Consider the following 12219-nt stretch of genomic DNA (forward strand, 5'->3'; position numbering starts at 1 on the left):
ATCATAACATAAGTCTATTTATTCTTTAATATATATATTTCTACAAATATACATAACTTCCTTTAATTATAGTGCTTTTACCACTATAATTCATTCGCAACTTTCGTCAAACTCTGCGTATATAAAGCCAGGATATATAACTTTTTTAAATTTAAAAAGCCACGTCGAAATTAATTTCAACATGACCTTCAATGCATAAATCTTATATTAAATTTTTTCCATTTGTTCTTATTACTTCTTTATACCAATTAAAGCTTTTTTTCTTGTATCTTTCTAAAGTACCCGTTCCATCATTATTACGGTCTACATATATGAAACCATAGCGTTTCTTAAATTCTGCAGTTGATGCACTAACAAGATCAATACAGCCCCATGAGGTGTACCCCATTACATCTACCCCATCTTCTATTGCCTTGGCTACCTGAACCAAATGATCATTTAGATATTTAATTCTGTAATCATCATCAACCGTTTTATTACCATCTTTACCAATTACCAATTCATCAACAGCACCTAACCCATTTTCAACAATAAATAGTGGTTTTTGATAACGATCATAGTAAAGATTGAGAATATATCGCAATCCCTTTGGATCTATTTGCCATCCCCACTGCGAAGATTCTAAATATGGATTTGGAACTCCTGAGATTATGTTTCCACTTGCTCCTTTTGCCTTTGTTAAATCTGAGGTTGCACAAGAACTCATATAGTAACTAAATGAAACAAAGTCTACTGTATTTTTTAGAACTTCAGCATCTCCGGGTTCCATAATAATTTTTATATTATTATCTTTAAAATATTTATCCATATATTTAGGATATACTCCCCTTACATGAACATCTGCAAAATATAAGTTTTCCCTATCTTGTTTCATTGCTTCAATTACATCACTAGGATCAGGAGTTAATGGATAATTTGGTACTCCAAGAATCATACACCCAATTTTTGCACCAGGCATCATTTCATGTCCAATTTTAACTGCCATTGCACTTGCTACTAACTCATGATGAATTGCTTGATATAAATCCTGTTTTGTCAACTTTTCTTTATCTGTAAATATACCACCGCTCATATATGGTTGGTGCAATACTGAATTAATCTCATTAAATGTAAGCCAATATTTCACTTTATTCTTGTACCTATCAAAGATTGTTTTGCAATAGTTTTCAAAAAATCCTATAAGCTTTCTGTTTACCCAACCATCATAATTCTTAGATAAGGCAAGAGGCGTCTCATAATGAGAAATTGTAACCAGTGGCTCCATTCCATATTTTAAACATTCATCAAATAAATCATCATAAAATTGTAACCCTCTCTCATTAGGCATGGCATCATCACCATTCGGAAATATTCTAGACCATGCAATAGATGTTCTAAATGTCTTAAATCCCATCTGGGCAAATAATTTGATATCCTCTTTATATCTATGATAGAAATCAATACCTATCAATTTCAAGTTATCTTCTGTTGGTTCTTTTGTGATTTTCCCAATGATGCCTCTTGGTGCTATATCCTGTGTTGACAATCCCTTACCATCTTCATTATATGCCCCTTCACATTGGTTAGCAGCAACTGCTCCACCCCACAAAAATCCTTTTGGAAATCTTTCTGTATTACTTTGCATTTTTAGTTCCTCCTATTATTTGTTATTTTTTACTTACTCATTTTGTATATTTCAAATTATTTTTTAACTATACAATAGTTAATAGTGTTTCACCCTTTTTAATTTGTTTTATGTTACTTGCCAAAACATCTGAATAATTGCCAGTATTTGTTATAATAATAGGCGTTATAACTTCATATCCCGCTTCTTTTATTTTATCTATATCAAATTTAACTAATATGTCACCTTGTTTCACTCGATCTTCTTGTTTAGCTATTTGAGTAAAATATTTTCCTTCTAATTGAACCGTATTTATTCCAATATGGATTAATATCTCTACACCTTCATCAGACATAATTCCAATAGCATGCTTTGTTGGAAATATTGCTTTAACAATGCCATTTACAGGCGATACAACCTCACCAATTGTTGGCTCTATAGCAATCCCTTTTCCCATTGTTCCTGCTGAAAAAACAGGATCATTCACGGATGATAACGATTTTACTTCTCCAGTTAATGGGCTGACAATAACTTCTTTCTTTAATAACAATGATTCATCTCCATTATTTAACTCATCTTTAGCTTTAATTCTTTTATCTTTACTTTCATATCCAAATATTATAGTAAGAAGTGCTACTATAATAAAGGGAACTGCCATAGCAATTGCGTACATAGACATCGGCGAAAATGCTGGAGTTGATAACGCACTAGGAAACGCAAAAACTTTTTCCTGTACTCCTAGAATTCCACTAATTGCTCCACCAACAGCTCCAGCAACTGCAACGTATGGAATTGTACGCTTATAACGTAAAAGTAATCCATAAACAATAGGTTCTGTTACTCCAGAGAGTAACCCCGGTAGCAATGTAGATCCTGCAAGAGTTTTTAATTTTTTATCTTTTGTTTTTACAAACACACCAAAAGCCAAACCCATTTGAGCAAAAACAGCAGCTGCGGCCATTGCAATAATTGGATCACCACCAGATGCAATATTTGCTAAAATAATAGGTACTAACCCCCAATGAAGGCCTAGAACAGTTAAGAATGTCCAAGCAGCTCCCATAACAGCCCCTGTTAATATGCCACTTTTACCACTTAAAAATGTAACTCCTGCTCCAATAGCATTTCCAGCATAAACACCAAAAGGTCCAAAGGCTATTACAGTTAAAGGTACCATAACCATCATAGATATCATAGGCACTAAAAACATCTGTACATCTTTGTGTATAATTTTCTTAAGTAGTCTTTCAAACACTGCAAAAATACTAACAGCAATAAAAATTGGAAACACAGTAGATGAATAATTCATTAATACAACAGGTATTCCAATAAACGAAGTCGTTTTACCTACAAGGAGCAATGCTGTAATATTAGGTTCTAAAAGAGCTGCTCCAATAATTCCTCCCACATATGCATTAGCCTCTAATTTAATAGCACAAGTAATTCCGAGGAATATTGGTAAAAAATAGAATATAGCATTTGCTGCTGCAGACAAAATACTATAAGTTCCACTATGAACAGATAACAAACCTGTCATTGTAAGAACTGTAAGTAATGCCTTCAACATACCTGAACCAGCAAGTGCTGGAATTAGCGGCGAAAAACTCCCTGAAATAACTCCAAAAATCTTTGAAGAAACTGATTCCTTTTCTGTTACTACATCTTCTGAATCAGACTTCACGCCAAAACTTGCAATTTTCATTAGTTCTTTATAAACATCGGAAACATCACTTCCAATAACTACTTGAAATTGTCCTCCGCTTTCAACTATACTTAAAACACCATTTGTTTTCTCGAGTTCAATCTTATTTGCTTTTTTCTTATCTCTTAATTTAAATCGTAATCTGGTAGCACAATGAACAACACTTAATACATTTTTTTCTCCCCCAACTAACTTAAGAATTTGACTTGCTAAATTATTATAGTCCATTTAATTCACCCCTTAATTTAATTTTTCTAAAATTTATAAAAAAAAGACCTAAACTGTAAACTAAACATTCCAAGTAATTATCATGCCTTTTGATTTCTAAAAGCTAATAATATTAAATGGATTATTTAGTAAACATTTTAGGTCTTGCCTGAATCTCAGTCACAATCCTCATTTATTTACTTTATTTATATTGATATTTTATTTAATTACATCTCGATTGACAACTCTTTGAATATGAATAGTAAGATATGTCATTTCTTCTTTTGACAATATTAAGTTATAAGCTTTTTTTAAATGAGTCTTTATTTTATTTACACATTTATACGCATCGTCATACTTTTCTATTACAATTTCATATAAATATTCATCATCACCTTTAGATGTAGTTTCATTCATCATTCGTTGAGCAAAAAACTTTAAATGAGTTACTAATCTATGGTAGCTTAATGACTCTTCATCAAAATCCATTTTAAAGTTATATCTAATTATATTAAGTATTTCCTGAATAACCTTTGTCATAGCTACAACCTTCGGCATATCCTGATTTAGTTCTGCATTCACAATATGAAGAGCGATCGAGGCTGCCTCATCCTCTAGTAATGTTATCTCAAAGTTTTCTTTTATAATATTAAGTGCAATAAGTCCAATTTCGTATTCTTGTTTATAAAATCTTTTTATCTCCCAAAGCATAGGATTTTTTATGTTTAACCCTTGTTTGTTCCTAGTAATTGCAAAGCTAATATGATCTGTTAATGTTAAATATATATTTTCATTTAGTTTTTTCCCTAAGATTTCTTCTGCATATTTTATTATTTCTTCTGAAATTTCCACATACTTTGCAGGAATTTCACTAATGAGATTTTTTAATCTTTCAGATACCTCTTTATTCTCTAGTGTAAATACCCTCTCAATTCTATCCTCTTCAAGTTCATCTCCAGCTCTTTTTTTAAAAGCTAGTCCTAGACCCATAACAACTATTTCCCTATTATCATTATTCATTACAGTAACTGCATTATTATTCAATACTTTTTTTATTTTCATTATTAACACCACTTTATATAATTATATTTAATTGTTTTTTAGCATTACAATTTTAAAAATAAAAAACCCAAATTAAAATAAAACACTTATAGACTCTCTATACGTATGTTTCACATTAACCTAGGTCTTGCCTGAATTATCAGTCACAATCCTGTTAGACATTATTTAGTTTATAAACTTATATTATCACTTAATGTAAAGGTTGTCAACATAAAAATACACCGTAGAATTTTTCTCTACAGTGTATTCTTGTTTACATTACTTCATTATCTAAGTTTGCACCAGCAAACTGACTATTATAAAGATCTGCATAGAATCCATTTTTAGCTAGAAGCTCATTATGGTTACCCATCTCAATGATACTTCCTTTATCCATAACTAAAATTAACTCTGCATCTTTAATTGTAGAAAGTCTATGTGCAATTACAAAACTTGTTCTATTTTGCATAAGTTCTGTCATAGCCCTTTGTATATAAACTTCTGTTCTTGAGTCGACACTACTTGTAGCCTCATCCAATATCATAATAGTTGGATTAGCAAGTATTGCGCGAGCTATAGTAAGAAGCTGTTTTTGACCTTGTGATATATTAGAAGCTTCTTCATTTAGTATTGTATTATACCCTTCAGGAAGAGTCTTAATAAAGTGATGTGCATGAGCAGCTCTTGCTGCCTGCATAGCTTCTTCATCTGTTGCTCCCTCTCTACCATAAGCAATGTTCTCCATTATAGTCCCATTAAATAACCAAGTATCCTGAAGTACCATACCGAACATACTACGTAACTCTCCACGTTTTATATCTCTTATGTCAACTCCATCAATCGAAATTTTACCAGCATCTATCTCATAGAACCTCATAAGCAAGTTAACAAGTGTAGTTTTACCAGCCCCGGTTGGTCCAACAATTGCAATTGTGTGGCCCCTCTTTACATCAATATTCATATCTTTAATAAGTGATTCTTCTTTTTTGTAACTAAAATCAACATGCTCAAACTTAACTTCGCCTTTGGGAAACTCAATTACCTTAGAATCCGCAGTTTCTTCAATCTCTTCAACTTCATCTAGTAATTCAAAAATACGTTCAGCAGATGCTACTGTTGATTGAATAATATTAGCTATATTTGCAGTTTGAACTATTGGTTGAGTAAATTGATTAGAATATTGAATAAAGGCTTGAATATTACCTATTGTGATTTTTCCTTGTGTTGCTAGATATCCACCAACAACGCAAACTACTACATAACCTATATTACTAACAAATCTCATCATAGGCATTATTATCCCAGAAATAAACTGAGCTTTCCACCCTGCATTGTATAACCTATCATTAATATTTCTAAACTCTTGTACTGAGTCTTTCTCATGTCCAAAAGATTTAACAATTTTATGACCAGTATACATTTCTTCAACATGACCATTAAGTTCTCCAATTTCCTTTTGTTGCGACGCAAAATATTTTTGTGATCGTTTTGCTACAAAAGCTGTCACAACAATATATAATGGTAATGTTAAAATTACAACTAAAGTCATAAGTGGACTTATTGTAAGCATCATAACTACAATACCAATTATTGTAACAATCGACGTAATAAGCTGAGTAAGACTCTGTTGAAGCGTTGTTGATATATTATCAACATCGTTTGTTACACGACTTAATATCTCACCATGAGTTTTTGAATCAAAGAATTTAAGTGGTAATCTTGAAAGTTTATCTTCAACTTCCTTACGTAAATTGTATACAGTTTTCTGTGCAACTTCAGCCATTATATATTGTTGAAGAAATCCAAAAATCGTACTTATTACATATAATCCAAGTAATAAAAGAATAATGTTTCGTATATAAGTGAAATCTATCATTCCACCATTTATATCCATTATTTTAGATACTCCAGCCTTAATTTTATCAAGACCATCAATTACCTTAGGACTGTTTGCGGCCCCTGGATTAGCTTTTATTACAGCTGCTATTTTATCTTGCTGAGCATGCAACTGAAGCAATCCATATTTATTCATCATACCTTCAACTAATCTAGTTATAGCTTTTCCTGAAATCTTGGGTCCTACTATTGTAAAAACGGTACTGAAGATTGCAAATATAAAAACTAAGATAAAATTGGTTCTTTGAGGTTTTAAGTAACTTAAAAGCCTTTTTAATGTACCTTTGAAGTCTTTGGCTTTTACTTTAGGACCTGCAAAAGATCCCATTGGTCCACCACCCATACCTCCACTTGGTTTATTGTTCTTATTTTTTTCACTCATGATAATTCCTCCTCTGAAAGCTGTGAAGATACAATTTCATGATATATCTTACAACTGGTTAAAAGTTCCTTGTGAGTTCCTATGCCTGCAATTAAGCCGTCATCTATTACTATAATCCTATCTGCATCCATAACCGTTGCAACCCTTTGTGCAATAATTATTACAGTAGATTTTGATGTTTCTTTTTTAAGTGCTGCTCGCAGTTTTGCATCAGTTTTAAAATCAAGTGCTGAAAAACTATCATCAAATATATATATTTCAGGTTGTCTAACTAAGGCACGCGCTATAGATAGACGTTGTTTTTGTCCACCAGAAACATTTGTACCGCCCTGGGCAATAGGATGATCATACCCTTCTTTCATTCCATTGATAAAGTCAGTAGCTTGTGCTACTGTAGCTGCATGCTTAATTTGCTCAATAGTAGCATTATCTTTACCATATTTAATATTCTCTGCAATAGTTCCAGAAAAGAGAACAGTATTTTGAGGAACAAACCCTATTTTAGATCTTAGGCTTTCCTGACTCATTTCGCGAACATCTACCCCATCAACTAATATTGCACCACTAGTAACATCATAAAAACGTGGTATTAAGTTTATAAGAGTTGACTTACCAGAACCAGTACCACCAATAATAGCGGTTGTTTCACCTGGTCTTGCACTAAATGTTATATTACTAATGGCTGGTTGATCTGCACCAGGGTAACTAAATGTTACATCCTTAAAATCAACATATCCACTTTTTTTATCCGCTAATTTAGTATTCTTTGGATCAATTATTTCTGGCTCCATATCTAATACTTCATTAATTCTTATTGCAGAGGCTTGTGCCCTTGGTATCATTATAAATACCATAGCAAGCATTAAGAATCCGAATAAAATTTGCATTCCATATTGTATAAATGCTATTAATGAACCAACCTCCATGCCTCCAGTATCTATTCTTTTAGCACCAAACCAAATAATAGCAACTGTTGTAACATTCATGATAAACATCATTATTGGCAATAAAAAAGCCATGATCTTATTTACCTTTACAGCATTATTCATAAGATCAGTGTTAGCATCATCAAATCTAGCCTTTTCAGTCCTTATACGATTGAATGCACGCACAACCCTAATACCAGTAAGTGATTCACGTAATACAAGATTTAATTTATCTATTTTAACTTGCATTAATTTAAATAACGGCATAGCGAATTTAAGAGTTATTCCAATAATAATTCCAAGAAGCGGAATTACAACTGCAAAAATCCAAGTTAAAGTTGCATCTTCTCTTAAAGCCATAACAATACCACCTATTGCAGTTAAAGGTGCAAAAAGCATGATTGAAAAAATCATTACGGTTGCTGTTTGAACCTGAGTAACATCATTCGTAGTCCTTGTTATAAGTGTTGCAGTACCAACCTTATCAAACTCATGTAGCGAAAATCCTTCGACTTTAGCAAATAATTTATTACGAACAATTCTACCAAGTCCAACAGAAGTTTTAGACGATAGGAATGCAGCTATAATTGAACATATAACACCACCTGCTGAAATTATCAGCATAATAGCACCTATTCTCATAATATATTCTATCCCTTTATAAGCTCCACTATATCCTAGGAATGAAATATTTTGAACTACATTTTTCTGAACTATACCTTTATCTATTATATCTGCCATTAATGTTGGCAAATAAAGATTCGCAAGTACCTGAATAAAAATTAATATAACTATTGCAATTATGTGTATTGTGTATTGTTTAAGAAATCTAAATAATTTAATCAAAAGTGTCATCTCCATTCATTGTTATTGTTTTATTTTTCTTGGTCTTTTAAAAGTTTTTTTAGTACGTCTAAGCCCTCAAATATTTTATGAATCTCCTGTGCATCTCCTTTACTCATTACGTCTGCAATATTTTTTTCAAACTGTTTATGGAAAGTTTTATGCATGTCTTCAAAATTTGGCGCTATACTTACATAAACTACTCTCTTGTCCTTCTCACTTCTTTCACGTACTACCATTTTCTGCTTCTCAAGCCTGTCTATAATTCCAGATACTGTACTATTTGATAGACAAAGATCATTGCTAAGTTCAGTTATCTTCATCTTCTTTTTTTTACTTAAAAGTCCTAAAACCATACCTTGAGGTGCAGACATGCCTGTATCACATAATACTTTAGTCATACTATGTTTAAATAACTGCATAACCTCTTGAAAAAGCCTCGCAACTTCTATACTTTCATTAAATATTTCCACTTAATCACCACCTTGAATATATTTCGAATACAAATGTTTCGTGTACGTATATTTAGCTTACGAAGTATATTATAATCCCATAAATATCTCATGTCAATACATTTTAAAAAAATAAATGGACACACGCTAACGTCTGCCCATCAAACGGTTTACAGCTATATACTGTAAACATTTCCAAACATTTCATCGAGATTTTTTAATCATAAATAACTATTTTAAGCTTTCCTTTTAATCCTCTAAAACTATATTATGTAATAATTTCTAATTATGTTCGACGTTATTAATACACTTAACAAAAAAAGATAATACCTTGGGGGTAAGCCCTTAGTATTATCTTTTTTTACTTATAGTTATATCAGTGTAACACTCATATCTTAATAAGCATAGTAATCCCACCGGAGTGACTTGCAATAAGAAACGACAAAACTATTAAATTTCATTTAGAAATTCTTCTTTTGAGAATATAAAATTCTCGTAAGCCTGACAGGAAGTCAGGCTAGCGAACCTGAGCCAGGAGGTTGAATGTGAGTACATAACAATTGATAATTGTTATGCGCCCCAGAGAACTACCCAGAGGTTGAGAATTTTATATAATCAAAAGATTAGAATTTGTTAATTGAATTTCTAGTTTTTAGTTCTTATGCAATTCACACAGGTGATTTCTTGCTTTGTTATCTTAGTATTCAACGCCTCTTAAAGCTAATCCTTTAGATTTAGCCATTGGTATATATGCCGATGCTTCTGTATCAATTAATAAATTTTCAATATCAATTGGTTTTATATTCCCTTTACCTACTTCTAGAAGACTACCCACAATAATTCTTACCATATTCCAGAGGAATTCATCAGCATTAATTTCTATCTCAATAATACCTTCTTCTAATTCTATTATATTAATATAATTAATAGTTCTTATAGTAGACTTAATATTTATAGGTACTGTGGCTAAATACTGAAAGTCATGAGTACCAACTAAATATTCTGCTGTATTTTTCATTTCTTCTAAATTAAGTAGCATCTCGGAGTTATAAACATATTTTCTATTAAACACGTTTCTTAATTCACTATTACTTATTTTATACACATAAGTAATTGATTTTATATTATATCCTGAATTAAATTTTTCACTTGCACACTCCATAGACTTCACTGCTATATCATCTGGTAAATCTCCATTAAGATAATCCATAATAGCTTCTATACTTAAATCACAGTCGGTATGAAAATTTGCCACATAGTTCTCGGCATGCACACCTATATCTGTTCTTTCGCAACCTGTAACTTCTATAGGTTCCCCTACCATTTTAGATAAAGCACTTTCAATTTTACCTTCAACCGTTAAATCATTATCTGGTTGTTTCTGCCATCCCTTATATCTACTTCCATCAAATTCTAATATCATTTTTAAATTTCTCATATATATATCCACCTTTACCTTATTTCTTAACCAACTCTCCTATTTTAAGTTGTTTTACTTTTCCTCTGCACGTTCAAGTATAAATTACTTTCTTTATGAACATATTAAGCGCAAATTTCTACGAAGTGACTTGCAATACGAAACAACGAAACTATTGAAATTCGACTTAGACATTCTTGATTTATAAATGTAAAATTCTCGTAAGCCTGCCAGGAAGGCAGGCTAGCGAACCTGAGGCAGGACGCCGAATGTGAGTGATAGAGAATTTTCCATGAGTAAATCATTAGAATTTCTTAGTCAAATTTCCAGTTTAAAGTTCGTTTGCAAGTCACATAGAAAAAATTCAGGGTTTATCATGCTAATGTATTGGCTCTTGACTTTGCATAGAAAACCCATCAACCATTATATCTAATCTTTCCTGCATATCCTCTATTATCTCTACAGGCTTTAGTTTTTTTATTATTCCAAAAGGTTCCTTTAATGATAGTTTATCACCACGTCCCGATATAACCCACAATGTTTTGTAACCCTTTGGTAATACATCCAGTTTTTCTTCACCTTTTCCATCTGTAAAATATATTAGTATATTAGTATCTGTACCATTTACATATTTAAACACAGGTGTAAATTTCGTACCACCACGACTAGTACATCGCTCTCTTATGCTATTAATAGATTTAACCTTATATACCTGCCTTATTTGCGTATCACATTCAATCAGAGTTATTTCATGTTTATAAGTTTTCACTATATTAAACACTTCCTTTATTGCTCCCTTAAACTCCTCATCGCTTATACTACCGCTTACATCTATAGCCAAGGTAATTCTAGCAGTATGCCCCCTAAGTTCTCCTCTTAGATCCAATCTATTAGGTTGACGCCTACTTCTTCTTGCAACAGTCTTTTTTTTATCACTTTCCAATGTCCCCATAATCTTTTTCAAATACAAATTCCAAGGAATTTCACCTTTTTCGTTTTTTAGCCCCTTCAAAATACCCTCTAAATAAAGAGGTACTTTGCCTTTTTCTGAAAGCATGGCATATTTCTGCGTAAAATTTTCAAGAGTTTCCTCGTCTACTTCTATAGATTCTTCCCATAAATCATGAGTTTTTCTAGCATCATATTCTTTTTCTATATGCTTATCCTTAGAGTCATCCACTTGACTTTCATCATCTTCCTCTAAAAGATCCAAAGCTTTCTGAATCTCCTTTGCATAATATTCCATACCCATATATTGTTGAAGATTTAATCTATATTTTGAATTTATACTGTCTATCGTTATAGAAAATGGTGGAAGATAGTTTAAATATTGATTAACTACTATATCCATTGCCATATTAATAGCCAAGGTGCTGTATTTTGTTTTAAGGCCTCTTGCACGTTTTAAATGAAATGATAATATGTGATAAATCTCATGTTTTATAGCGCTCTTCATCTGCTCTGCTGTGAGGTTTAAGAAAATATATGGATTAAAGTAAATAACATACCTAGATAATTTAAAATTCACAGCTGTTGGAGAACTTATATCATATTTTATCTCTCTAGACATTTGAAGCAAAAAATAGCCATAAAAATTGTCCTTATCCTCTATTAACATAAAATTAACCATTGTAACGAGTTTCAAGAAGTCATTTGTAAAATTGCTTGGCATATCCCTTATGCTTTTCACATTAGAAATTTCATCATAAAGCTCACTTTTAAGGATTTCAAATTTTTTTCCCATAATTTC

Annotated in this window: 8 protein-coding genes; all 8 read right to left on the reverse strand. The window is 31.7% G+C overall.

Features of this window, described 5'->3' with window-relative positions:
• Positions 1–202 precede the first annotated feature (202 nt).
• The gene (locus tag KPL44_RS01305) at positions 203–1624 is read right to left on the reverse strand and encodes a glycoside hydrolase family 1 protein (RefSeq protein WP_216246662.1); all 1422 of its coding nucleotides are present in this window, start codon (positions 1622–1624) and stop codon (positions 203–205) included.
• Between the two features lie 67 nt (positions 1625–1691).
• The gene (locus KPL44_RS01310) at positions 1692–3533 is read right to left on the reverse strand and encodes a beta-glucoside-specific PTS transporter subunit IIABC (protein ID WP_216246666.1); all 1842 of its coding nucleotides are present in this window, start codon (positions 3531–3533) and stop codon (positions 1692–1694) included.
• A 198-nt stretch (positions 3534–3731) separates the two neighbouring features.
• Positions 3732–4574, reverse strand: a complete 843-nt coding sequence (gene licT / locus KPL44_RS01315) for a BglG family transcription antiterminator LicT (RefSeq protein ID WP_216246667.1) — start codon at positions 4572–4574, stop codon at positions 3732–3734.
• 253 nt (positions 4575–4827) lie between these two features.
• On the reverse strand, positions 4828–6831 hold the full coding sequence (locus tag KPL44_RS01320) for an ABC transporter ATP-binding protein (RefSeq protein WP_216246669.1): 2004 nt from the start codon (positions 6829–6831) through the stop codon (positions 4828–4830).
• Positions 6828–8603: an ABC transporter ATP-binding protein gene (locus tag KPL44_RS01325; RefSeq protein WP_216246670.1), complete on the reverse strand. Its 1776-nt coding sequence runs from the start codon at positions 8601–8603 to the stop codon at positions 6828–6830. The genes KPL44_RS01320 and KPL44_RS01325 overlap by 4 nt, the downstream gene beginning before the upstream one ends.
• Positions 8604–8632: 29 nt before the next feature.
• A complete protein-coding gene (locus KPL44_RS01330; RefSeq protein WP_216246672.1) occupies positions 8633–9073 on the reverse strand; it encodes a MarR family winged helix-turn-helix transcriptional regulator in 441 nt (146 codons plus the stop codon).
• 676 nt (positions 9074–9749) lie between these two features.
• On the reverse strand, positions 9750–10490 hold the full coding sequence (gene truA, locus KPL44_RS01335; protein ID WP_216246673.1) for a tRNA pseudouridine(38-40) synthase TruA: 741 nt from the start codon (positions 10488–10490) through the stop codon (positions 9750–9752).
• 358 nt (positions 10491–10848) lie between these two features.
• The gene (locus KPL44_RS01340; protein ID WP_216246674.1) at positions 10849–12213 is read right to left on the reverse strand and encodes a vWA domain-containing protein; all 1365 of its coding nucleotides are present in this window, start codon (positions 12211–12213) and stop codon (positions 10849–10851) included.
• Positions 12214–12219: the final 6 nt, after the last annotated feature.

Source organism: Clostridium sp. DSM 17811 (assembly GCF_018861905.1).
GTDB classification, from domain to species: domain Bacteria; phylum Bacillota; class Clostridia; order Clostridiales; family Clostridiaceae; genus Clostridium_AD; species Clostridium_AD frigoriphilum.

What these genes read in the sequence shown, in the direction of transcription:
- licT (WP_216246667.1), bottom strand. Translation starts at nt 4,574, where the DNA reads ATGAAAATAAAAAAAGTATTGAATAATAATGCAGTTACTGTAATGAAT.
- KPL44_RS01310 (WP_216246666.1), bottom strand. Translation starts at nt 3,533, where the DNA reads ATGGACTATAATAATTTAGCAAGTCAAATTCTTAAGTTAGTTGGGGGA.
- KPL44_RS01340 (WP_216246674.1), bottom strand. Translation starts at nt 12,213, where the DNA reads ATGGGAAAAAAATTTGAAATCCTTAAAAGTGAGCTTTATGATGAAATT.
- truA (WP_216246673.1), bottom strand. Translation starts at nt 10,490, where the DNA reads ATGAGAAATTTAAAAATGATATTAGAATTTGATGGAAGTAGATATAAG.
- KPL44_RS01305 (WP_216246662.1), bottom strand. Translation starts at nt 1,624, where the DNA reads ATGCAAAGTAATACAGAAAGATTTCCAAAAGGATTTTTGTGGGGTGGA.
- KPL44_RS01320 (WP_216246669.1), bottom strand. Translation starts at nt 6,831, where the DNA reads ATGAGTGAAAAAAATAAGAACAATAAACCAAGTGGAGGTATGGGTGGT.